18 protein-coding genes and 2 pseudogenes are annotated in these 25,137 nt (G+C 49.8%); 15 read left to right on the top strand and 5 right to left on the bottom strand.

Features of this window, described 5'->3' with window-relative positions:
- Positions 1-221 precede the first annotated feature (221 nt).
- The 4 genes from A9587_RS15435 (at position 222) to pdeL (ending at position 5,151) form a co-directional block, all read left to right on the top strand.
- Positions 222-941: a (Fe-S)-binding protein gene (locus tag A9587_RS15435; protein WP_001102096.1), complete on the top strand. Its 720-nt coding sequence runs from the start codon at positions 222-224 to the stop codon at positions 939-941.
- A gap of 10 nt (positions 942-951) precedes the next feature.
- Positions 952-2,379 (top strand): LutB/LldF family L-lactate oxidation iron-sulfur protein, encoded by a 1,428-nt coding sequence (locus A9587_RS15430; RefSeq protein ID WP_000023937.1) that lies wholly within the window; start codon positions 952-954, stop codon positions 2,377-2,379.
- On the top strand, positions 2,372-3,067 hold the full coding sequence (locus A9587_RS15425; protein ID WP_000370394.1) for a LutC/YkgG family protein: 696 nt from the start codon (positions 2,372-2,374) through the stop codon (positions 3,065-3,067). The genes A9587_RS15430 and A9587_RS15425 overlap by 8 nt, the downstream gene beginning before the upstream one ends.
- A gap of 995 nt (positions 3,068-4,062) precedes the next feature.
- A complete protein-coding gene (gene pdeL, locus A9587_RS15420; RefSeq protein WP_010377096.1) occupies positions 4,063-5,151 on the top strand; it encodes a DNA-binding transcriptional activator/c-di-GMP phosphodiesterase PdeL in 1,089 nt (362 codons plus the stop codon).
- A gap of 41 nt (positions 5,152-5,192) precedes the next feature.
- On the opposite strand, the gene A9587_RS15415 is transcribed toward pdeL, so the two are convergent.
- Together A9587_RS15415 and A9587_RS15410 are read right to left on the bottom strand one after the other, a co-directional pair.
- Positions 5,193-6,125 carry a LysR substrate-binding domain-containing protein gene (locus tag A9587_RS15415; RefSeq protein ID WP_001084382.1) on the bottom strand — a complete coding sequence of 311 codons (933 nt, stop codon included), beginning with the start codon at positions 6,123-6,125 and terminating at the stop codon, positions 5,193-5,195.
- Between the two features lie 91 nt (positions 6,126-6,216).
- On the bottom strand, positions 6,217-6,714 hold the full coding sequence (locus tag A9587_RS15410) for a DUF1097 domain-containing protein (protein WP_001515819.1): 498 nt from the start codon (positions 6,712-6,714) through the stop codon (positions 6,217-6,219).
- A gap of 257 nt (positions 6,715-6,971) precedes the next feature.
- Here A9587_RS15410 and A9587_RS15400 point away from each other — a divergent pair, with 257 nt between their 5' ends.
- The 6 genes and pseudogenes from A9587_RS15400 (at position 6,972) to A9587_RS15375 (ending at position 14,819) form a co-directional block, all read left to right on the top strand.
- A complete protein-coding gene (locus A9587_RS15400; protein ID WP_001515820.1) occupies positions 6,972-7,577 on the top strand; it encodes an ankyrin repeat domain-containing protein in 606 nt (201 codons plus the stop codon).
- Between the two features lie 39 nt (positions 7,578-7,616).
- Positions 7,617-8,480, top strand: coding sequence for a DUF2877 domain-containing protein (locus tag A9587_RS15395; protein ID WP_105263634.1), 864 nt, complete (start codon positions 7,617-7,619; stop codon positions 8,478-8,480).
- Positions 8,470-10,017: an acyl-CoA synthetase FdrA gene (gene fdrA, locus A9587_RS15390; RefSeq protein ID WP_016248390.1), complete on the top strand. Its 1,548-nt coding sequence runs from the start codon at positions 8,470-8,472 to the stop codon at positions 10,015-10,017. The genes A9587_RS15395 and fdrA overlap by 11 nt, the downstream gene beginning before the upstream one ends.
- Entirely contained in the window at positions 10,017-11,435 is a 1,419-nt protein-coding gene (locus A9587_RS15385) for a DUF1116 domain-containing protein (RefSeq protein WP_000083466.1), read from the top strand. Before fdrA ends, A9587_RS15385 begins: the two co-directional genes overlap by 1 nt.
- 1,042 nt (positions 11,436-12,477) lie before the next feature.
- Positions 12,478-13,427, top strand: a pseudogene (locus A9587_RS15380) (carbamate kinase family protein).
- A gap of 9 nt (positions 13,428-13,436) precedes the next feature.
- Positions 13,437-14,819 (top strand): amidohydrolase family protein, encoded by a 1,383-nt coding sequence (locus A9587_RS15375; RefSeq protein WP_001515825.1) that lies wholly within the window; start codon positions 13,437-13,439, stop codon positions 14,817-14,819.
- A gap of 142 nt (positions 14,820-14,961) precedes the next feature.
- Here the strand turns inward: A9587_RS15375 and A9587_RS15370 are convergent, their stop codons facing one another.
- On the bottom strand, positions 14,962-15,129 hold the full coding sequence (locus A9587_RS15370; protein ID WP_010377087.1) for a hypothetical protein: 168 nt from the start codon (positions 15,127-15,129) through the stop codon (positions 14,962-14,964).
- 411 nt (positions 15,130-15,540) lie between these two features.
- Between A9587_RS15370 and zorA1 the strand changes: the two genes are divergently transcribed.
- From zorA1 to A9587_RS25690, 5 genes and pseudogenes are all read left to right on the top strand, one after another.
- Entirely contained in the window at positions 15,541-18,096 is a 2,556-nt protein-coding gene (gene zorA1, locus A9587_RS15365; protein ID WP_105264014.1) for a type I Zorya anti-phage system protein ZorA1, read from the top strand.
- A gap of 11 nt (positions 18,097-18,107) precedes the next feature.
- Positions 18,108-18,845, top strand: a complete 738-nt coding sequence (zorB1, locus tag A9587_RS15360; protein ID WP_000483326.1) for a type I Zorya anti-phage system protein ZorB1 — start codon at positions 18,108-18,110, stop codon at positions 18,843-18,845.
- Positions 18,842-20,629, top strand: a complete 1,788-nt coding sequence (gene zorC, locus A9587_RS15355; protein ID WP_085448719.1) for a type I Zorya anti-phage system protein ZorC — start codon at positions 18,842-18,844, stop codon at positions 20,627-20,629. The genes zorB1 and zorC overlap by 4 nt, the downstream gene beginning before the upstream one ends.
- Entirely contained in the window at positions 20,629-23,868 is a 3,240-nt protein-coding gene (gene zorD, locus A9587_RS15350; protein WP_105264013.1) for a type I Zorya anti-phage system protein ZorD, read from the top strand. The genes zorC and zorD overlap by 1 nt, the downstream gene beginning before the upstream one ends.
- A 179-nt stretch (positions 23,869-24,047) precedes the next feature.
- Positions 24,048-24,222 (top strand): annotated as a pseudogene (locus A9587_RS25690) (hypothetical protein); the annotation flags it as partial.
- A 34-nt stretch (positions 24,223-24,256) separates the two neighbouring features.
- Here the strand turns inward: A9587_RS25690 and A9587_RS15345 are convergent.
- Complete coding sequence (locus A9587_RS15345; protein ID WP_016248394.1) at positions 24,257-24,889, bottom strand: LysE family transporter; 633 nt, start codon at positions 24,887-24,889, stop codon at positions 24,257-24,259.
- A gap of 133 nt (positions 24,890-25,022) precedes the next feature.
- A partial coding sequence (locus A9587_RS25685; RefSeq protein ID WP_123057717.1) for an autotransporter outer membrane beta-barrel domain-containing protein occupies positions 25,023-25,137 on the bottom strand: 115 nt, incomplete at its 5' end.

Genomic DNA, 25,137 nt, shown 5'->3' with positions numbered 1-25,137 from the left:
TGTGTGTCATTATAAAAATGTGAGCGATGCCGAAAGAAATAAAATTAGTTATTGCATCCCGGAATTGAATGACGGATTATCTGTTTTGTCATACAAATGAGTTTGAAATTGTATTTTGCTACCTGATTAAAAAAGAGCCCCTATTTTTGTTGATGATTGATAACCCATAAGGGGTGGTTGCCATCGGGCATAAACAGAAATGAAGTAATGGAGTATTGGTTGTGAATGTAAATTTCTTTGTTACCTGTATTGGTGATGCACTGAAATCAAGGATGGCACGAGACTCCGTGTTGCTACTGGAAAAGCTCGGCTGTCACGTAAATTTCCCGGAGAAACAGGGATGCTGCGGTCAGCCAGCGATCAATAGTGGTTATATCAAAGAAGCGATTCCAGGGATGAAAAATCTGATCGCCGCACTGGAGGAAAACGACGATCCCATTATTTCTCCTGCCGGTTCCTGCACCTATGCCGTAAAAAGTTACCCGACCTATCTGGCTGAGGAGCCTGAATGGGCATTACGTGCCGAAAAGGTCGCTGCGCGTATGCAGGATCTCACCTCTTTTATTGTTAATAAATTAGGGGTAGTTGATGTAGGAGCCAGCTTGCAAGGGAGGGCTGTGTATCACCCGTCTTGCAGTCTGGCCCGTAAGTTGGGGGTGAAGGATGAGCCACTTACGCTCCTGAAAAATGTGCGCGGGCTGGAGTTGTTGCCCTTTGCCGAACAGGACACCTGCTGCGGATTTGGCGGCACATTCTCGGTCAAAATGGCCGAAATATCCGGCGAGATGGTGAAAGAAAAGGTTTCACATCTGATGGAGGTTCGTCCTGAGTATCTCATTGGTGCTGACGTGAGTTGCCTGCTGAACATTAGTGGGCGGTTACAACGGGAAGGGCAGAAAGTCAAAGTGATGCATATTGCTGAAGTGCTGATGAGTCGCTGAGGATATAAAGATGTCGATCAAAACCAGTAATACAGAATTTAAAACACGCATCCGTCAGCAAATTGAAGATCCGATCATGCGCAAAGCGGTGGCAAACGCGCAGCAGCGTATTGGTGCAAATCGGCAAAAAATGGTTGATGAATTAGGGCACTGGGAGGAGTGGCGTGATCGTGCCGCCCAGATTCGTGATCATGTTCTGAGTAATCTTGACGCTTATCTGTACCAGCTCTCAGAAAAAGTGACGCAAAACGGCGGCCACGTCTATTTCGCAAAAACCAAAGAAGACGCTACCCGCTATATTTTACAGGTTGCCCAACGTAAAAACGCGCGGAAGGTGGTGAAGTCCAAATCAATGGTGACCGAAGAGATTGGTGTCAACCATGTGTTGCAGGATGCGGGCATTCAGGTGATTGAAACTGATTTGGGTGAATATATTCTCCAGTTGGATCAAGATCCGCCATCTCATGTCGTGGTTCCGGCTATCCATAAAGATCGCCACCAGATCCGCCGGGTGCTACATGAATGCCTGGGCTATGACGGCCCGGAAACGCCTGAAGCAATGACCTTATTCATCCGGCAAAAAATCCGCGAAGATTTCCTCAGTGCTGAAATCGGTATTACCGGCTGTAATTTCGCGGTGGCAGAGACGGGTTCGGTATGCCTGGTGACCAATGAAGGCAATGCGCGGATGTGTACCACGTTACCTAAAACGCACATTGCGGTAATGGGGATGGAGCGTATTGCCCCCACTTTTGCCGAGGTTGATGTATTGATTACCATGCTGGCGCGCAGTGCTGTTGGCGCGCGTTTGACGGGATACAACACCTGGCTGACAGGGCCGCGCGAAGCCGGACACGTTGATGGCCCTGAAGAGTTTCATCTGGTTATTGTCGACAACGGGCGCTCTGAGGTGCTGGCCTCTGAATTTCGGGATGTGCTGCGTTGTATTCGCTGCGGGGCCTGTATGAATACTTGTCCGGCATATCGCCATATTGGCGGCCACGGATATGGTTCTATTTACCCAGGGCCAATCGGCGCAGTGATTTCGCCACTGCTTGGCGGCTATAAAGATTTTAAAGATCTCCCCTACGCCTGTTCTTTATGTACAGCCTGTGACAGCGTTTGTCCGGTACGTATTCCTCTGTCGAAACTGATTTTGCGTCATCGTCGGGTGATGGCTGAAAAAGGGATCACAGCAAAAGCAGAGCAACGAGCGATAAAAATGTTCGCTTATGCCAATAGTCATCCGGGATTGTGGAAAGTCGGAATGATGGCAGGCGCTCATGCGGCGAGCTGGTTTATCAATGGCGGCAAAACACCGCTCAGGATTGGCGCGATTAGTGACTGGATGGAAGCACGCGATCTTCCTGAAGCTGACGGCGAGAGTTTCCGTAGCTGGTTTAAGAAACATCAGGCGCAGGAGAAAAAGAATGGATAATCGTAGCGAATTTTTGAACAACATTGCTCAGGCTCTGGGTCGCCCGTTGCGACTCGAACCGCAAGCAGAAGATGTGCCGCTTAACAACTATGCTAACGAGCGGCTTACTGAACTTAATCAGCAGCAGCGCTGTGATGCGTTCATCCAGTTTGCCAGCGATGTCATGTTGACGCGTTGTGAACTGACCAGCGAGGCGCAGGCTGCAGAAGCCGCATTACGCCTGTGTAAAGAGTTGGGAGATCAGTCTGTTGTGATTAGCGGTGACTCGCGACTGGAGGAACTGGGGATCAGCGAACGTTTACAGCAGGAATGCAATGCCATTGTTTGGGACCCGGCGAAAGGTGTAGAGAATATCTCTCAGGCGGAGCAGGCGAAAGTTGGCGTTGTGTATGCTGAATATGGCTTAACAGAGTCGGGAGGCGTGGTACTTTTTTCCGCTGCCGAGCGCGGGCGTTCGTTGAGCCTGCTACCGGAGTCCTCTATTTTTATTCTGCGTAAAAGCACCATCTTGCCGCGAGTGGCACAACTTGCAGAAAAATTGCATCAGAAAGCGCAGGCCGGTGAACGTATGCCATCCTGCATTAACATCATCAGTGGCCCCAGTTCAACAGCGGACATTGAGCTTATCAAAGTCGTTGGGGTTCATGGCCCGGTGAAAGCGGTATACCTGATTATTGAGGATTGCTGAGAGAAATATTGATAGCCATTCTGCTATTCAGTAGCAAGAAAGACAGCGACTATACCGCTATTACCGATTTACACAGTGGGACACAAGTCTGCGCCATGTCCTGTATATGGCGCACTTTCTTATACCTTTAGCGCATCATCACCGTTGTAGATAATCGTGTATCCTCTCGCAGAGGTTATATCTATACAGCGAAGCCATTAGTTTAGACTGGTGGTCTGCCAGACAGTGAATAATAAAAACATAAAAAGAAACATTGATGCCCAAAATCACCACCGGGTCGAAACCATTGTTCAATAAGTTTATTCTTATTTGAGGTAATTATAATTACATATTCGAATTGGGGTCTTATTCATGCAAGGCGTGTGGAGTTAATGCGTCAGAATTATTGTAACTGCATGTTAATTAAGGTTTAATTGTCTGTGTATGATATTTTATTGGATGTTTTAAATATTATTCATTCTTAATCTCTTATTAATATTTCAATATAAGCTGAATGGATTCAGCCTTAAAGTTGATGCTATGAAAGTATGTGCATAGTATGAATAATTTGTGTGTTTAAGACACATCTTTACTCATTTTGTAATCGGATGTTGACGCCATGTTCATATCAGTTGGGATATTTTAAGTTGATTTGGATTGTTAAATTCATATAATGCGCCTTCGCTCGTGAATGAAGGTCAGTACTTAGTGGTAAATTATAAATATAGAAATAGTCGAACTACTTCTATAGTACCCCAAATGCGTGACTGAGATTGTTGGCTTTTAATATTAAACTTGCGTTATTATCTACTGAGATTCACTTGTGATTACATTTCTGAGGTATTTAGCGTAAACATTATTGAGCAAACATTAGAGATAACGATAAACTGATTGATAGTGATGTTTGTTGTTATCGATACGGCATTGTTGATGTTTATGGTTACCCCTTATGCGTGCTCGGGAATCCACCAGTAGTAACTCATACTGAACAGCGATAAAAGATAAAAGGTGTGTTCATGGATTCATGTGATTTTCGTGTTTTTCTGCAAGAGTTCGGTACAACGGTTCATTTGTCATTGCCCGGTAACGTATCCGAGAAAGAGCGACTGCTACTCAAGCTGCTGATGCAGGGGATGTCGGTTACAGAAATATCACAATATAGAAATCGCAGCGCAAAGACAATTTCACATCAAAAGAAACAGCTCTTTGAGAAACTGGGGATCCAAAGCGATATTACTTTCTGGCGCGATATTTTCTTCCAGTACAATCCGGAGATCATATCCGCCAGTGGTAATAACAGTCACAGATATATCTCTGACAACCACTATCACCATATTGTCACACCTGAGGCAATCAGTCTGGCGCTGGAAAACCATGAATTCAAACCGTGGATCCAACCTGTTTTCTGCGCACAGACAGGGGTACTGACTGGCTGTGAAGTGCTGGTTCGCTGGGAGCATCCGCAAACGGGAATTATTCCTCCGGATCAGTTTATTCCTCTGGCGGAATCATCCGGCTTGATTGTGATAATGACCCGTCAGTTGATGAAACAAACCGCGGATATTCTGGCACCAGTAAAACATTTGCTGCCGGATAATTTCCATATTGGTATTAACGTGTCCGCGGGTTGTTTCCTGGCATCCGGGTTTGAAAAGGAGTGTCTGAACCTGGTTAAGAAATTAGGCAACGATAAAATCAAACTGGTTCTCGAGTTGACGGAACGTAACCCAATTCCGGTAACGCCAGAAGCCAGAGCGATTTTTGACAGCCTGCATCGCCATAACATCACATTTGCTCTGGACGATTTTGGTACTGGTTATGCGACCTATCGTTACTTGCAGGCGTTCCCGGTCGATTTTATTAAGATCGATAAGTCGTTTGTGCAAATGGCCAGTGTGGACGAAATCTCCGGCCATATTGTGGATAATATTGTCGAACTGGCACGTAAGCCTGGTCTTAATATTGTGGCGGAAGGGGTTGAAACTCAGGAGCAGGCGGATTTAATGATCGGCAAAGGCGTTCACTTTTTGCAGGGCTATTTGTTCTCCCCGCCAGTACCGGGTGATAAATTTATCTCTGAATGGGTAATGAAAGCGGGTGGTTGATATAAGCCGCAGTTCAGAGTGCATCGGGAGAGTGCCGGGTATTAATTCTCCCGATGCAGTAAATCCTGATAGATCCTTGTTAATATGCCATTTGGCGCAAATTGTTTTTTAATCCACTGCGTCACCTGACCCGTTGCGGAGTGCTGGGTTGCCAGTAACATGCGCGAATCCTGGCGCGGGTTATGAATTTGGCGGGTAACCAGCAGTGATTGCGCCATCGCTTCGCGAACCATGTAATCCGGCAAAAAACCAATCCCTTCGCCCAGAATCTGGCACTGACATTTGGTGTTGAAATCTGGCACCAGAATCGATTCCTGACCGTGTAGCAACCAGCCCACTTTTTTATTAATCGTATGTGCGGTGTCTTCCACCATGATATTGGGATAGAGACGTAACTGACTTTCAGCGATTGGCTCCGGCATGAAGGCTAACGGATGAGCCGGGGCGATGGCAAAGGCCCAGCGAATCGCACCAATCTCGGTGTAATCAATACCGCCACCGTCCAGTAGCGTATCGGGCGCGCCAATGGCGATATTCGCCTGGTTATTGATAATCGCGTCCCAGACACCGTTATACACTTCGGTGGTGACGGTAATCTGGCAGGTGGGAAATTGCTTTTTCAGTACCTGCAATAAGCGTGCGGTGTGTTTGGGTGTATAAAGTAGCTGATTAATACAAATGCGTACCCGCGCTTCTATGCCTTGCGAAATAGTATCGATACTGCGTTTAATAGCGTGAAAATCATTCAGCAGGTCGGTGGCCTTGCGGAAAAAATAGCGCCCGGATTCCGTTAGCTCAATGCTGCGGGTGTTGCGGGTAAACAGCACCACATCTAACCCCGTTTCCATTCGCTTGATGGTGTAGCTAATGGCGGAAGTCGTTAAACCCAACTCTTCTGCGGCTTTACTGAAGCTGCCAAAACGTGCAGCGGTAGTAAACGCCAGCAGATTTTCTTCGGTAAAAATTGAGTTCATTAAACCATTCCCGCCATTTTCTAATATGAATTTCTCCAGCCATGACTGTAGAGGTATCTATTAAAGATAGATAATCATTTTTGAATAACTTTTAACACCCGCCGCTTTTGGTTGTCGCTTCGCTTAATTTTTGTCCGCTATATTCTGAAATTATCCCCACGCAATTACCCGCCAGAAAACCCAGTAGCGTTACTGTCCAGTTCATCCCGCTGGCAAAAAACAGCGTCATGCCAAGAAATCCACCGGGAATGAATGACAGTAACCAGAAACGCCCTTGCCAGACCACCACCGCCGAGAAGGGAATGGTGGTAATCACGCTTGCCCAGAATCCGGAAAGCCCACTCACAGAGGCCAGCCAGCCGGAAGCCAGTGCAGCGAAAAATGCCCACACCATCCCGGAATAATTGACTGCCAGACTCTTGATAAACCCCGATTTACCGCCGCCTGCGGCATAAAAACTGCAAAAGGCGACGAAGCCTGTTGTTCCTAATAAATCCCATCCTTGAGAAAGCCCGACATGTGAAGACACTAACTGCCAAAGCCCTGCACAAATACCGACGGTAATACCCGTTGCAGTGAGTCCGTTCATCTTGTTCTCCTCTGGTTAGACGTGGACGGAAGCTGTTAATACATATGCAGACTATAGAGAAATAAAACCTGATTGAGTGAAAGGGTATGGGGAGAAAAAGATAAATATTGCACTGGCGCACACTGCTAAAAGATTGTTGAGCATCATTCAACAAAAAGACGGAATACAGCGAATTAAATTTAAGTGGGTTCTTTTGGTTGAGTTTCGTTGCTATTCTCAATTCATCGAAAACAGCCACAAAAACCAGGGGAATGTGAATGAGTATAAAAAATCTACCTGCCGACTATTTATTGGCTGCCCTACAAGGTGATATCGATAAAGTAAAAACCTGCCTTGCGCTGGGTGTCGATATTAATACCTGCGATCGCCAGGGGAAAACGGCAATTACGCTGGCAAGTTTATATCAGCAATATGCATGTGTGCAGGCGTTAATTGATGCCGGTGCAGATATTAACAAACAAGACCATACCTGCTTAAATCCTTTTTTAATGAGTTGCCTGAACGATGATTTAACGCTGCTACGAATTATTTTACCGGCTAAACCCGATCTTAATTGCGTCACCCGTTTTGGCGGTGTCGGCCTGACGCCAGCCTGTGAAAAAGGCCATTTAAGTATTGTGAAAGAGCTTTTGACGCATACGGATATTAACGTCAACCAGACCAATCATGTTGGCTGGACGCCGCTACTGGAAGCGATTGTGCTTAATGATGGCGGGATTAAACAACAGGCGATTGTCCAGTTATTACTGGAACACGGTGCCAGCCCGCATCTGACGGATAAATATGGCAAAACACCGCTGGAACTGGCGCGGGAACGCGGTTTTGAAGAGATTGCGCAGTTGCTGATTGCCGCAGGCGCATAAACCGGGAGGCTTGCTATCGACACACCAGAAAGACGGTGTGTGTGGGCGCTAACTGCGGATGCGGATTTTCTGGCGCAGCGGGGAGAAGGTCAGGTTGAACAGGTCTTTGCCAGAGCGGTAAACATTGCACTCCCGGCTCACCAACAGTTGCTGACGCTACTTTGTGAAGAGTACGACAATGCGCCAAACAGTTGTCGGTTGGCACTCACTCACTTTGATGGTCTGTTCCGTCATGGCGATAAGGTTCAGTTTGACGATCACGGGATTACGGTTGGTCAACATATTCATATAGATAAGCGTTGTTGCCAGCGTTGGCTGTCTCCAGTACTGCAATTGACCACTGAGAATTTCCACTTTATCGCCTGGCAACAGTGGCACGACATTATTCATCAGCATCTGGGAGAAAATGAAACCCTGTTTAATTATTGCGGTGATAATCCGTTTTATCAGGCGTTAAATAAAGAGTTACAGATTAAAAGACGTCGTGTAATTCAGGCATTAAGCGATAAACAAAATATCGCATCAGCGGTCGCTAACATGATGGGGTTAGGGATTGGTCTGACACCTTCAGCCGATGATTATTTAACAGGTCTGGCGCTTGTTTTATTTATTTACGGACATCCGGCAGAAAAATACAAAGGGGAATTTTATCGCGGCCTGCAATGCGGCAGAAATAACACTACGTTATTAAGTGCCATAACGTTAGAAGCGGCATTGCAACAACGTTGTCGGGAAAATATTCATTATTTTATTTACGACATTATTTATAGCGTCCCTGGGAACTCAACTCAGGCAATAGAAAAGATTAAACATATTGGCTCCAGTTCCGGCTGCGACATGCTGTATGGCATGGCCGATGGTTGTGCGCTGAGCCAAACCTACGGAGGGAATTATGTCAGTTAAAATAGTCATTAAACCGAATACCTATTTTGATTCTGTCTCGCTGATGTCCATCTCCACGCGCGCAAATAAACTCGACGGCGTCGAGCAGGCATTTGTGGCGATGGCGACCGAAATGAACAAAGGCGTGTTGAAAAATTTAGGGCTGCTGACGCCGGAGCTGGAACAGGCCAAAAACGGCGACCTGATGATTGTCATCAACGGCAAACCAGACGCAGACAACGAGCAGTTGCTGGCGGAGATTGAAGAACTGTTCAACAGCAAAGCGCAAAGCGGCTCGCATGAGGCGCGTTACGCCACCCTTGCCAGCGCCAAAAAGCATATCCCGGAAAGTAACCTGGCAGTGATTTCTGTCAATGGCCTGTTTGCCGCGCGCGAAGCGCGTCAGGCGCTGCAAAACGACCTCAACGTGATGCTGTTCTCCGATAACGTCTCAATTGAAGATGAACTGGCGCTCAAGCAACTCGCTCACGAAAAAGGGCTGCTGATGATGGGGCCGGACTGCGGCACGGCGATTATCAACGGCGCGGCGCTCTGTTTTGGTAACGCCGTGCGTCGCGGCAACATCGGTATTGTTGGTGCATCCGGCACCGGCAGCCAGGAACTGAGCGTCCGTATCCATGAATTTGGCGGCGGCGTTTCGCAACTGATCGGCACCGGTGGGCGCGACCTGAGCGAGAAAATTGGCGGTCTGATGATGCTCGATGCCATCGGAATGCTGGAAAACGATCCGCAAACTGAAATCATCGCGCTGATCTCCAAACCGCCTGCGCCTGCGGTGGCTCGCAAAGTGCTGGAACGTGCGCGCGCCTGCCGCAAGCCGGTGGTGGTTTGCTTCCTCGGTCGTGGTGAAACACCAGTGGATGAGCAGGGGCTACAGTTTGCCCGCGGCAGCAAAGAGGCGGCGCTGAAAGCGGTAATGCTCTCCGGCGTGAAACAAGAACATCTCGACCTGCATACCTTGAACCAGCCGTTGATTGCTGATGTCCGTGCGCGTCTGCAACCACAACAGAAATACATTCGTGGACTGTTCTGCGGCGGCACGCTGTGTGACGAAACCATGTTCGCGGTGATGGAAAAACATGGCGATGTTTATAGCAACATCCAGCCCGATCCGGAATTCCGCCTGCAAGATATCAACCGCAGCATCAAACACACCTTCCTCGACTTTGGCGATGACGACTTCACCAACGGCAAGCCGCACCCGATGATTGACCCGACCAACCGTATCAGCCGCTTGATCGAAGAAGCGCGCGATCCAGAAGTGGCGGTGATCGTGATGGATTTCGTGCTCGGATTTGGATCGCATGAAGATCCGGTCGGCTCCACCCTCGATGCGATCAAAGAAGCGAAAGCGATCGCCGCAGCCGAAGGCCGTGAGTTGATCATTCTCGCCTATGTACTGGGCACCGATCTTGATACGCCATCGTTAGCACAACAAAGCCAGATGCTGCTTGATGCCGGGGTAATTCTGGCCAGCAGCAGCACCAATACCGGATTGCTGGCGCGTGAATTTATCTGCAAAGGGGAGGAAGCCTGATGAGCCAGTCACTGTTTAGCCAACCGTTGAACGTTATTAACGTCGGCATCGCCATGTTTAGCGATGATCTGAAAAAGCAGCATGTAGAAGTGACCCAACTCGACTGGACGCCGCCGGGACAGGGCAATATGCAGGTGGTACAGGCGCTGGACAACATTGCTGATTCGCCGCTGGCGGACAAAATCGCTGCCGCTAACCAGCAGGCGCTGGAGCGCATTACCCAGTCGCATCCGGTGCTGATTGGTTTTGATCAGGCGATTAACGTGGTGCCGGGCATGACGGCGAAAACCATTCTTCACGCCGGGCCGCCGGTTACCTGGGAAAAAATGTGCGGCGCGATGAAAGGTGCGGTCACCGGTGCGCTGGTGTTTGAAGGGCTGGCGAAAGATCTCGATGAGGCGGCTGAACTGGCGGCTTCCGGGGAGATCACTTTCTCGCCGTGCCACGAACACGACTGTGTGGGATCGATGGCGGGCGTTACCTCTGCCTCGATGTTTATGCACATCGTGAAAAACAAAACCTACGGCAACATCGCTTACACCAACATGAGCGAGCAGATGGCGAAGATTTTGCGTATGGGCGCTAACGACCAGAGCGTGATTGACCGCCTCAACTGGATGCGCGATGTGCAGGGGCCAATGCTGCGCGACGCGATGAAAATTATCGGTGAGATCGATCTGCGCTTAATGCTGGCGCAAGCGCTGCATATGGGCGATGAGTGCCATAACCGCAATAACGCCGGGACGACTCTGCTGATTCAGGCGCTGACGCCGGGGATTATTCAGGCAGGCTATTCCGTCGAACAACAGCGCGAAGTGTTTGAGTTTGTCGCCAGCAGCGATTATTTCTCCGGCCCGACGTGGATGGCAATGTGTAAAGCGGCGATGGATGCGGCGCACGGCATTGAATACAGCACCGTAGTGACCACGATGGCGCGTAACGGCGTCGAGTTCGGCCTGCGGGTCAGTGGATTACCGGGGCAATGGTTTACCGGCCCGGCGCAGCAGGTCATCGGGCCGATGTTTGCCGGTTATAAGCCGGAAGATTCGGGGCTGGATATTGGAGACAGTGCTATTACCGAAACTTATGGCATTGGTGGATTTGCTATGGCGACCGCACCTGCAATCGTCGCGCTGGTGGGCGGCACGGTGGAAGAGGCTATCGATTTCTCCCGTCAGATGCGTGAAATCACCCTCGGTGAAAACCCTAACGTCACCATTCCGCTGCTGGGTTTTATGGGCGTGCCATCGGCTATCGACATCACCCGTGTGGGTAGCAGCGGCATTCTGCCGGTGATCAACACCGCCATCGCTCATAAAGATGCAGGCGTCGGCATGATTGGCGCGGGCATTGTGCATCCACCATTCGCCTGCTTCGAGAAAGCCATTCTTGGCTGGTGCGAACGTTACGGCGTTTGACTTACATGTTTATGCCGGATGCGGCGTGAACGCCTTATCCGGCCTACAAATGGCGCAAGAATCAGTAGGCCTGATAAGACGCGTGAGCGTCGCATCGGGCATTTGTCACCATTGCCGGATGCGGCGAGAACGCCTTATCCGGCCTGCGAATGGCGCAAGAATCAGTAGGCCTGATAAGACGCGCGAGCGTGGCATCAGGCATTTGTCACCATTGCCGGATGCGGCGAGAACGCCTTATCCGGCCTACGAATGGTGCAAGAATCTGTAGGCCTGATAAGACGCGCGAGCGTTGCATCAGGCATTTGTCACCATTGCCGGATGCGGCGTGAACGCCTTATCCGGCCTACGAATGGCGCAAGAATCAGTAGGCCTGATAAGACGCGCGAGCGTCGCATCCGGCATTTATCACCATTGCCGGATGCGGCGAGAACGCCTTATCCGGCCTACGAATGGTGCAAGAATCTGTAGGCCTGATAAGACGCGCGAGCGTCGCATCAGGCATTTGTCACCATTGCCGGATGCGGCGAGAACGCCTTATCCGGCCTGCGAATGGTGCAAGAATCTGTAGGCCTGATAAGACGCGCGAGCGTGGCATCAGGCATTTGTCACCATTGCCGGATGCGGCGAGAACGCCTTATCCGGCCTGCGAATGGCGCAAGAATCAGTAGGCCTGATAAGACGCGCGAGCGTCGCATCAGGCATTTGTCACCATTGCCGGATGCGGCGAGAACGCCTTATCCGGCCTGCGAGTGGCGCAAGAATCAGTAGGCCTGATAAGACGCGCGAGCGTGGCATCAGGCATTTGTCACCATTGCCGGATGCGGCGAGAACGCCTTATCCGGCCTGCGAATGGCGCAAGAATCTGTAGGCCTGATAAGACGCGCGAGCGTCGCATCAGGCATTTATCACCATTGCCGGATGCGGCGTGAACGCCTTATCCGGCCTGCGAATGGCACGAGAATTGTAGGCCTGATAAGCGTAGCGCATCAGGCAGTCTGGCGTTGGTCATAACCCCATCACCCTCTGTAGCGGACATAACAACATGAAAGAACTTGTGGTCGTTGCCATTGGTGGCAACAGCATTATCAAAGATAACGCCAGCCAGTCGATTGAGCATCAGGCGGAGGCGGTGAAAGCCGTCGCCGATACGGTGCTGGAAATGCTGGCTTCCGATTACGACATTGTGCTGACCCACGGCAATGGGCCGCAGGTCGGTCTGGATTTACGCCGCGCGGAGATTGCCCATGAGCGAGAAGGGCTGCCCCTAACGCCGCTGGCGAACTGTGTGGCAGATACGCAAGGCGGCATTGGCTACCTGATCCAACAGGCGTTGAATAACCGGCTTGCCCGCCACGGCGAGAAAAAAGCCGTCACCGTGGTGACTCAGGTGGAAGTGGATAAAAACGATCCGGGTTTTGCTCATCCCACCAAACCTATTGGCGCATTCTCAGTGAAACCCAGCGTGACGCATTACAAAAGGCAAACCCTGACTGGCGTTTTGTAGAAGATGCCGGACGGGGCTATCGCCGCGTTGTCGCCTCGCCGGAACCGAAACGTATTGTCGAAGCACCTGCTATTAAAGCGCTGATCCAACAGGGCTTTGTGGTGATTGGTGCGGGCGGCGGCGGCATTCCGGTGGTACGCAGCGAAGCGGGGGATTACCAAAGCGTGGACGCGGTTATCGACAAAGATCTCTCTACCGCGCTACTGGCGCGTGAAATTCACGCCGACATTCTGGTGATCACCACCGGTGTGGAAAAAGTGTGTATCCACTTTGGCAAACCGCAGCAGCAGGCGCTGGATCGCGTAGATATTGCCACTATGACCCGTTATATGCAGGAAGGGCATTTCCCGCCCGGCAGCATGTTGCCAAAAATCATCGCCAGCCTGACGTTCCTGGAACAGGGCGGCAAAGAAGTGATTATCACCACGCCGGAATGCCTGCCCGCGGCGCTGCGCGGTGAAACGGGCACTCATATTATTAAAACGTAAGGACGTAAGATGAAAGAAAGCAATAGCCGCCGTGAGTTTCTGAGCCAGAGCGGTAAGATGGTCACCGCCGCCGCGCTGTTTGGTACGTCTGTGCCGCTTGCCCATGCGGCAGCCTCTGACACAATCCACTGCGAAGCGAACAACACCATGAAAATCACTGACCCGCATTACTATCTCGACAACGTGCTGCTGGAAAACGGTTTTGACTACGAAAACGGCGTGGCGGTGCAGACCCGCACGGCGCGCCAGACCGTGGAGATTCAGGACGGCAAAATTGTTGCGCTGCGCGAGAACAAGCAGCATCCGGACGCCACGCTGCCGCACTATGACGCTGGCGGTAAGTTGATGTTGCCCACCACCCGCGACATGCATATTCATCTCGACAAAACCTTTTACGGCGGGCCGTGGCGTTCACTCAATCGCCCGGCAGGCACCACCATCCAGGACATGATCAAGCTCGAGCAGAAAATGCTGCCGGAGCTGCAACCGTACACTCAGGAGCGGGCGGAAAAACTGATCGATTTATTGCAGTCGAAAGGCACCACCATTGCCCGCAGCCACTGCAATATCGAACCGGTTTCCGGCCTGAAAAATCTGCAAAATTTGCAGGCGGTGCTGGCGCGACGTCAGGCGGGCTTCGAGTGTGAAATTGTCGCCTTCCCGCAGCACGGTTTGCTGCTGTCGAAATCGGAACCCTTAATGCGCGAAGCGATGCAGGCAGGCGCGCATTACGTCGGCGGCCTGGACCCGACCAGTGTTGATGGTGCGATGGAAAAATCTCTCGACACCATGTTCCAGATTGCGCTGGACTATGACAAAGGCGTCGATATTCACCTGCACGAAACCACTCCGGCGGGCGTGGCGGCCATCAATTATATGGTTGAAACGGTAGAGAAAACGCCGCAACTAAAAGGCAAGCTGACCATCAGCCACGCCTTTGCGCTGGCCATGCTCAACGAGCAACAGGTAGATGAACTGGCGCACCGGATGGCGGCGCAGCAAATTTCTATCGCCTCGACGGTGCCGATTGGCACGTTGCATATGCCGCTCAAGCAGCTACACGACAAGGGCGTAAAAGTGATGACCGGCACCGACAGCGTTATTGATCACTGGTCGCCTTACGGCCTGGGCGACATGCTGGAGAAAGCCAATTTGTACGCGCAGCTTTATATTCGCCCTAACGAACAAAACCTGTCCCGTTCGCTGTTTTTAGCCACTGGTGACGTTTTGCCGCTGAATGAAAAAGGCGAGCGCGTCTGGCCAAAAGCGCAGGATGACGCCAGTTTTGTGCTGGTGGATGCCTCCTGTTCCGCCGAGGCGGTGGCGCGTATCTCGCCGCGCACGGCGACGTTCCATAAAGGACAACTGGTATGGGGGAGTGTGACAGGGTGATGTGCATTTGACGCGTTTGTAACGGCGAGCAGTAACCCCAGGGATGGGGTCGCCTGAATATGGCTTTGTTGGCTTTGACTCTCCTGAACATGAGAAATAGTGTGTGGTTCCACTAACCACACAGCAAATCTTACGAGTCGCCTTAAGCATTCGGCAACGCATAACACTTCACCGGTTTACCATCTTTCATTTCCATCAACATGCGGCTGGTCTGTAACGGCTTATCCAGCATATTTTGCTGGAATTGGCCGAACGCCTGACGGGCGTCCTTAATTGCGACTTTTGCGGCATTAAGCGATTGTTGTGCCATTTTCGCAAAATGACTTTATTGGCGTTGGTGGTATTCGTTTTTGTCGGCGTTCAGTAGCAGAGCAACCAGCGTTTCATCGCCCTTAATGTCAATCTCACTCATTTAATTGTCTCGTTGAATAGTGACTGGACGTTATTAGAAGCCGCGCACTCCATGAAAAAGTTTCATCCGTAAGCCCGGCGGCAAAAAATAAAATCCACAATCTTTGTGTCAAAAAGCATAAATTCTGTGAATTATTCCCATCAAGCGATTTAAATTTCTTACGCATGTGTTTGATCAATGTTTTTATGAGATATATAACGTTTTGTAGATGTAAAAATCGAGACTTTTCCTATAATGAGCGGGCGGTTTTTTTCCTTGCTGGTGATGTTCTGCCCTGCAAATTTCTTTTCCTTCACTCAAGGTATTTAGATGTTTTCGCTGACTTCGTTCCTCGACACGTTAACCTCTGTTAATCCAGAAAATGTGCCGATTTATGTCGCTATTGTGGTTGGGGTTTTGTTGTTGGGTTTCATTGTCCGTTACGCTATTCCTTCATTTAGGGTTTCAGCACGCTTTAAACAAAAAGCGAAAGCAATTCGGCTACTTGGCAATGAAAAACCGGCACAACAACTCGAAAAATTAGACGCGTTATTCTCTGATAAATTTTTTGCGCACCCCTGGAGCGAATTTAAAGAGTCTCTACATCGCCAGTTTGAGTTTGATGAAAACAGCGGGCAAAAAAAAATTAGCGCCATCCGCTCAACGGCTCCGTCGTCAGCATGGTTTACGGAACCGTTATTAGTCGAAATTCCTCTCTATACAGAAGCGTTTAAACATCTCCCTGGCATCCTGACCGGAATTGGGATTATCGGCACCTTTTCGGGGCTGATGATTGGTTTGCACCATTTTGACCCCAGCACGCCAGAGCAGGTCAGCGCCAGTGTCGCTAACCTTTTACGCGACGTTCTGTATGCGTTTTTAGGTTCGGCATTTGCTATTACGTTCTCTATTCTGGTCACCATGTTTGAAAAATGGCGACTGGCGCAATGTTATAAAAATCTTGAACTCCTTACCGCCAGCATTGACCAGCTTTTTGAAGGCGGCGTCGGTGAAGATTACCTTTCGCAACTTCTTTCCAGTACTAAAGAAAACACCACCCATGCGAGGCAACTTAAGGATGGTCTGGTCACTGACCTGCGTGAAATGCTGCAAAACCTGGTAGATAGCCAGATGCGGGAAAATCAAAAGCTGGCAGAGACATTATCAACGACATATCGCGAGTCAGGCCAACAGTTTGCTGAACAGGTCAGTGGCGCTATTGAAACCAGTCTGAAAAATCCGCTGGATAAAATTGCTGGTGTGGTGCAAACCGCTTCCGGCGATCAGAGCCATCGTGTGCAGTCGATGCTGGAGAACGTCCTGACTGCCTTTATGAGCAAAATGGATAACACCTTTGGTCAGCAGTTCACCACCATGCAGGAGATGATGGGGCGTTCTGTGGAAGCCATTCAGTCGATGCAAAGCGGTTTTTCTACGTTGTTGCAGGATATGCGTCAGGCCGGGGATGACTCACGTCAGGGCAGCGCGCAACTGATCTCTCAACTGTTAAGCGAAATGAAAAGCGGTCAGCAGGAGATGCAGGCAGGGATGAATGAGATGCTGCGTAGTTTGCAGGAGTCCGTTGCCCGTATTGGCGCAGAAGGTGAGGGTGCGGGCGAACGGATGGCACAACAACTGGAAAAAATCTTTGCCGACAGTGAAGCGCGTGAAAAAGCGATGGCGGAACAGATGCGCGCTTTTATTGAGGCTATCCAGTCCAGTGTTCAGCAAGGGCAAAATGAAACCATGGAAAAAATGGCGGCTTCTGTGGATACGCTTGGCAGTCATATGGCAACGCTTTTCGCACAACTGGAAGATGGCCAGCAGCAACTTAATCAGCAGCAAAATCAGGCGCAAAATCTGCTGATAGGCAATATGAGCAAAGGGGTGGAAGCGCTGACGCAAAACCTGGCGGGCGTATTCAGCCAACTGGAGTCCGGGCAAAAACAGATGAGCCAGACTCAGGAACAAGGGCAACGCGTGCTGCATGAAGAGACTCAGCAGCTCCTGGCACGTAGCGAAGCGCGTGAGCAGGCGGCGGCCGAGCAACAACAACAGTTTATGACGTCGTTACAGCAAACCATGCATTCCAGCCAGGATGCCCTGCGAGAGAAAATGACCAGCGGTATTGATCAATTGGGTAGCCAACTTGGCAGCCTGTTTGGACAACTGGAAGAAGGTCAGAAGTCGCTCAGTCAGCAACAGCAATCAGCGCAGAGTGCGTTGCAACAGGAAGCGCAGCGAATCATTGGTCAGCTTGAAAGTCAGGTTGAGTCGCTGATGCAGATGCTACGTGAACAGCAATCAGCCTCTGGCGAGTTGCTGCAACGGATGGCGCAAAACACCACGCGCCATCTGGAAGAGATACAAACAGGAGCCGACAAAATGCGCGTGGCCGCCGACCGCTTTGAAGCCGCGGGCGATCGCGTTGCCGAGGCTAATCAATTGACCGCCGAGGTGCTGAATAGCACGCAACAGGCAGGGCGCACGCTTTCCGGTGCCAGCGCGGAGTTGGGGGCATTGATTGCTGATTATCGTAATACCCGTGAAGTCGTGGCGAATGCCATAACCGCACTCGAAACGCTGATTAACCGTAGCCATGATGAACAATCATCCCGCAGCCGTTTTGTTGACGATCTGAAGGCGTATTCCGAACGCCTGCAACAATATAACCGCGAGGCTCAGGAGTTCCTGCATAACATTGCCGAGGTGATGGGAACCAGTTTTGAATCCTTTACGACCGGGGTGGAAAACGGCCTGAATCGTTCACTACAGGAGATGGATACGCAACTGACTAAAGCGGCAGGAGCCTTAAGTTCTTCGGTTGAGATTATCGGTGAAAGCGTGGATACGCTGGAAACGGTACTCCGTCATCGTCGCGCGTAAGGAACAGGCTGATGTTTAACCGGGTATTTAATGGCAGGCAACGGCGCAGCGATGAAGCGGAAAAACCTTTCTGGATCTCCTATGCAGATCTGATGACTGCCATGATGGTGTTGTTTCTGGTGGTGATGGTGGCGTCGCTTAGCTCTGTTACGCAGCGAATTCAGCAGGCGGAAGCCGGGGAGAAATCGCGCGGGCATGATATCGCTCGCCTGTGTGAAAAACTTGAACTTCAGGCAAAAAATCTCAACAAGACGATTCAGGTTGACTGCCATGATAACCGTATCAGCTTTGGTGAAGCAGGGCGTTTTGAGCACAATCGCTTCGCGCTTAACGCCGAAGGATTACAGGCGCTACAGGATGTGGTGCCGTTAGTGCTGGAGGCGGCAAATAGCGATGAAGGCAAAAAATGGTTTAAGCAAATTGTTATAGAAGGTTTTACGGATACCGATGGTTCTTATCTCTATAACTTGCATCTTTCGTTGCAACGCTCGGAGTGGGTGATGTGCAGTTTGCTGGATAGCAGAAGCGCGCTACAGCAAAAAATAACCCCGGAACAGCAAGTCCAGATCCGCAAATTATTTCTGGCGGGTGGGGTTTCGTTCAACAATGCGAAAGAGAGCAAAGAGGCCAGCCGTCGCGTAGAACTGCGGATGCAATTCTTTGGCCTGAAAGACAAAAAGCACGATGAAAGCATGGATGTTGTTCCAGGCATTAGCCAGGAAACCTGTCAGCTAGGAATCATGCAATGACTTCCGCTATTGAAAAACTGAAAACCCGCTTACTTCCCTACAGAGAGCAGAACGCGCAGCCGACGGTAAGTCACGCTTTTAACTATCTTCAGCGCGTTATCGCGCAACTTGAGAGAAAGGTAGATGCTCGCGCGGTGAAGATGGTTCCCCCTCTGGAGAAACGCCGACAGGCCATTGCCCGACTGCGTGCGGGGGAGATGCCAAAGCCCTTCGAATGGAAGATGATTTTTTTTGGCCTCAATGACGTAGCAGAAGGCGATCTGTTTGAAATTGCATTGATGGATGATGCAACAAACTTTGCGAGAATTATCGCTGAAATTGAACAAAAAATTGCGCAGCGGCGGTTAACGCGGCGGGAATGGCTGGCGTTATGTACCAGCTACTTTGGTCATGCCAGCGATACGCCAGAAAAGAATCCGCAGTGGCTGCAGCTACGCACGCAGATTGCCCACGGTTTTCAACAACTTAAGGAGAGCGCGCCGCGTCAGATGTCCTGGATGTCGGTCATTGACACCTATAGCGATATTTTTACCGATAATGCAGGGTTTCTTCTCGGACAACAGCTTGGGCGCGGAGAAATAACGGATATTTCGGTGCTGGAGAAAGTTGCGCAAATTCCGCAAACCAGTTGGTTATGGCGCAAAATTGTTAACCACCTGATCAATGAGATTTTTCGCCAGAATGACGATGATTTTCAGCAGAAAATTAATTCGCTTATCGCGTTAAGCCGCCAGCTTACGCGGTTTAAAGATAATATTCTGGCAGCCACTTTGACCCGTTATTATCAGTCGGCTTTTAAACATCAAACACATTTCGAACTCAAGCAATTGGCCCTGGAATATTGGGGAAATCCGCAGTTAACCAGTCGTAATAAAAGCTGGCAGGTTCACGTTGAAAATCCCGTATTACTGATGGTGCAAGGGTGGTTTGCCAAAGACGACCTGAAGCTGTTCTTTGAGTTGCTGAAAGGCAATCGGGATGTTGACCATGCGCGCCTGTTCTACTGGCTACGTTTTGCCAATCAGATGAGCTATACGCGCATTGTGCTGGGCGAAGAGGCGCTGCGATCCAAAGATGCCGATTATGTTGAGTTCAGGGCGAAAAACGCAGGGCGATTAAGCCGCCTGCAAGGCTCTGGTTCACGCGATAACAATGCCATGATTATGCGCATTGGCGATTATCTGTTTGTCGAATTTTCGAAAGTGGGGGCGATGTATGCCTACCATATGGGGAATGCGCCCTTTAATCCGGAAACCGGCATTCTTGATATTGATTATGATCTGAAAGATAAGCGGAATAACCGGCGCAAAGTCCGGTTGCGTTTACCGCATTTGTCGCCGGTATTTCGCTACTCACTCAACCGAATTGAAGGTTGGATGAGCCGATATGACGAAGAACTTCGTAAGTTGGGCATTGATTACGTTGCGGAAGATGTAAATCAGCCCTCTGTCACTTTGGATGCCTCCCGCTTCAATGCGTCAAAGACCGTGAGTCGGCCAGAGCCTGCATCGTTGCCTGAACATGAAGTCAGTGATGCAAAGTCAGACCGGGAAGAGCAAACCAACATCATCGCCTCAGCGTTAAAAGCCAAAAAAGAGCTACCTGGCCGGGAACAGCAAATCCGGGAGGTTATTCGTTCGGTCGATTGTAAAGTGATGGATAAACGAGGGCTGGGGGGCGCAATCCACATTCAGTTCAATGAGCCTGACCATGAAGCGGCGCAAAAATTACTCAGCCTCGGGTTTAAACCGGTGCTGGGTAAATTTACTTACTGGAGCAAATAGTGTTCAAAAAATTGTTGGGTAAATTTATTAAAGAGAATACCTCACTACCCGCTTCATTTGTGCCGCTGTATGTAATGAAAGAGGAGGGCTTTTCTTTCCCCTTTAGTCTTGCTGATAGTGAAGATAACTGGCCTGTCGCCTCATGTCTGGAACAGCTTCATGAGGAAGATTATGTTTCACACTGGTCTGATTGCTGGTTTCTTAGCTGGGATGATTTTTATCGCATCCGGAAAAATGATGACTATGCCAGCAGCCTGGCGATTTTCGCTTTTCCTCCACAGCGCAATCTGACGGCTCATCTTGCTGCAACGGGAAGTATTAGCGATGATACTTTTCGCGTTTTCATTGATAAATGGACGCAGCCCGACGACTATCGCCCCGTCGGAATAACTTGCACGGGAGCCAGTTTTTCCTCTGCGGAAGGCACCTTTGTGTTAAGCGAAGAGAACTGGCAGCTTCTGGACGCACTACAGCAACTCAGATTGCAGCAGCGACAGACGCCGGGCGAAACGGTCAACCAAACCAGTTGGGCTAAAATACGGCGGCAGGCCAAAAAAGCAGGGGCAAAACTGGATGACTATCTCGCAAAAACGATCGTTATCAGGCCAGAATCGTTACAGTTAAAACTGCGAAAATCGCTGGTGGTAGATACTCCGGTACTGGAAATTGAACCGGTTTTTGATGAGCAGCCTGCAAACTGGTTACAGATTTTTGACCGTACGCAACAGGTGCAGGATCGTTACCGTGTTTTAGGGGATGATGGTGTCTTAAATCATGTCATTCTTTCTCCTGAAGTCAAAGACGTCCTGACCTCCGTGCACGCTATTACCGGGCGTCGAGTGGCGGGGGATGATGCGCTCTCATTTGTTCGCAATCCCTACACCTGGATTGGTGAAGAGGCGAGCCAGGTGCTCGATCCTGACGTTTACGAGCAGAATTTACAGGACGCCGGGATCTACTTTTATGATTTTCGTCTGGAGCCGCAGATCGATGAAAACAGGCAAATTGCATCTGTAACGCTTTTTCTCAGCCCCAGAACTGAACAATCCGTGCCGGATGAAACCTATATCTTTAAACGCCCAGGTGAACTGGCGGCGTTGCTCTCTGAACTGGAACAAAAGTTAGCGGCACAACTGCCCGCCGGAGTCTGGCAGGGTTACGATCTGGAGCTTTCCAGATTCAGCCAGGAAGAACTGCAAGGTTATCAGGCGTTGCTTGAAAACTGGCAGCAACAGGCGGCGGGAATGAATTTTACCCACGTTCTCGATCTCAACAAATACAGTGACCGGGTTATCGGGATCGGTGAATTTGAAAAAATCAGTTCGCCTTATCTGGTCAAAAGTGAAAGTGAAAAATGGCTTCCGGAGAACCTTGCGCAAGAGATGTGCGAGGTCATGTTCTCTGGCTGGGATCTCGATAATCATCAACATTTTCAGGAACTGGAAGAGCGGCTGGAAGAGGCAAAAGCCACGGATGCGCCGGAAGTTGCCATGCCCTGGAACGACAACCTTTTGCCTCGCGAAGAAGCAGAAATTTTCCACGATAAATGGAAAAAGAAAATCGATGGCGAAACAAATGATGGCGTAAGCAGTGAACCGGTTAGTCGTGCCGTTCTGCTGATAGAACAAAATATTGAGCAGGCGCTGTATGTTAAACAACGGCGGGATTCCTTGCTCGGCGCACATCAGGCAGAAGTCGAACTGCCGATGATCCTCAAAACGTCCATTCAGCTACGTGAACATCAGCGTAAAGGGGTGGCGTGGCTCCAACAGTTGTATCTAAAGTCGCCAACCGAGACGGCGGGATGTTTACTGGCGGACGATATGGGGTTGGGTAAAACCTTACAGATTTTAACCTTTCTCATCTGGCATCGAGAACGTTTCCCGGATGCGCCCCCCTCGCTGATTGTTGCTCCGGTATCGTTACTCGATAACTGGGAACGTGAGGTCGGGAATTTCTTCCTGCGCGAGCAGGTGTCGATTTTAAAACTCTATGGTAATGAGCTTAAGGCGAAGAAGTGCGCGAAAGAGAGCATTCCTCAGGCACTTAAAAGCAAGGGCATTAAGAACTTACTGCAAAATGACTGGGTGGGTGACGCGCATATTGTTCTTACTACCTACGAGACGTTGCGCGATCAGGAATTTTCCCTGGCTCGTCAGCCCTGGTCCATAATGGTGTGCGACGAAGCGCAGAAAATCAAAAATCCGGCGGCATTAATAACCCAATCGGCAAAAGCCATTCAGGCGCAATTTAAAGTCGCATGTACCGGAACACCAGTCGAAAACACCCTTGTCGATCTGTGGTGTTTATTTGACTTCGTTCAGCCGGGGTTGTTGGGGGCTTTAAATAATTTTGGTAAAGATTATCTGCGCCCCATTGAGCAACAGAATGATAATGCTGTCCTCGAATCGCTACGCAAATTAATAGAACCGCAGACACTGCGCCGCACCAAAGAAGAAGTAGCGAAAGATCTGCCGGATAAGATTGAAGATCAGTACTGTAAACAGTTGAATATGCTGCTATTGCAACGGGATCTCTATACCCACTCGGTTGTAAGCTGGCAAAACCAACAGGAGATCAGCGAAGGGCTGGATCAACGAGGCTCAGGTATGCTGGGGTTGCTGCATCGGTTGAAACTTATTTGCGCATGGCCTTATTCCGTAAGTGCAGATTTGCGCTTACGTAACGATGCTCCGAAAGTAAAATGGCTGCTGGAGACGTTAAACACCATTCGCCAGTCATCTGATGACAAAGTGATTATTTTTACGGAACTGCGCGATATTCAACGAGAGCTGCAACATCTGATTGCGCAGCATTTTGGCTTTAAGCCTTTTATTATTAATGGTGATACCAGCACCAAATCTGGCAGTGACCAAAATCGTCAGAGCCTGATCGATGCATTTCAATCAACGCCAGGTTTTAACGTTATTATTTTATCCACCATCGCCGTTGGGTTTGGCGTCAATGTCCAAAAAGCGAATCATGTCATCCACTTTACCCGCTGTTGGAATCCGGCGAAGGAAGATCAGGCGACTGACAGAGCCTACCGCATTGGGCAGCAGAAAGATGTTTACGTCTATTATCCGACAGTGCGTGATAGCCAGTTAATGACTTTTGAAGAAACGCTGGATGAATTACTGAACCGACGCAGAGCGTTGGCCAGAGATATGCTCAAAGGGGCAAGCGATCTGACCGCCGCAGATTTTGAAGCGGTGCTGGCGGGCGCTCCCCCGGCATAGGGAACGCAATGGTTGATGACAAGACTTAAAAGAGCGCGAAGTTGCCCCCTTCTATAACCCTGAATATGCCGGGGCAGGGCAAGTCAACCGACAGGGATTCGGTGTTGCTTGGTTTATGAATAATAAATATATTTTGTGAATGTATGAGTTGACATTTATATGAAAAAAATCATAATTCCATCAAGTTTGCATGGGGCGCTTTCTGTATCTTATGCATCGCACCAAAGCCTGACAGCGAATAATACTGTAAGGCTCATATCAAAAACCGCCATTAGCTCATCAGGAAGAGCAGACGACAACCAGGATTGTTGTATGGTACGGGGTTCGAGGCCTCGATGGCGGTCCAACTTCTCAATTAAGTTGATGACCTGGATATACCATTATCAGCTCATCGCTGTGTTATCCCTTCATAAATCAGACGTAGCGCGAAGACACCGATAATCGCACCAATAATCCGACTGGCGACATGCTGCATACGCCCGTATGCGCGACGCACGGTCGGTAAAGAAAACGCCTGGCTAAGAAATACACGCCAGATAACAGACGCGAGCACAATTCCTGCCCAGGCCATTAAACGCGCCCAGGTCGGCGTTTCTGCATTTAACGTCACTGAGAAGATACTGATAAAAAATAAAACTGTTTGTGGATTAGAGAGATCGGTAATTAATCCACGGCGGAAAAATACATACCACGGGGCACTAAGGGGCTGTTGTAGCGCGCTCATCTGTGGTGTTGATTGTCGGCGCATACTGTTCCAGGCAAACCATAAGAGATAAGTGCCGCCGACGATTTTAATGAGTGAGAAAATCTCTTCACACTGGGTAATGAGCGTTGCCATTCCAAACAACCCCAGCCCGGAATAGATGGCATCGCCCAACGCGACACCAAGCCCGGTGAGTACGCCCGCGCGACGGCCTGAAGCCAGACTGGTTTGAACCACGACAAAGAGATTTGCCCCGGGATTAAAAAAGGTGATAACGAACAGTCCAACGGTCAGGTAAACGGCGTGCAAAGGAACCATAGTGATTTCACTCATAAATAAGCTGAATTAACTTCATCATATTTATAGTAAAAATGACTGAATGCGAGCGCGATCACAAAGAACGCGGATCTAAAAAGAGTGCCACCTGTACGCGACAGGTGGCAAAGTGGCATTAAAAGAGATATTTCATGCCCAGCATTCCCTGGGTATCGCTGTAACCGTTGTCACCCAACTGCTGGGCGACGTTGCCCCACAGTTGCAGACGCGGATTAAGCTGACCTTCCACC

This window comes from Escherichia sp. MOD1-EC6162 (assembly GCF_002965125.1).
GTDB lineage: Bacteria > Pseudomonadota > Gammaproteobacteria > Enterobacterales > Enterobacteriaceae > Escherichia > Escherichia marmotae.
This window is presented reverse-complemented; position numbering and strand designations above follow the sequence as displayed.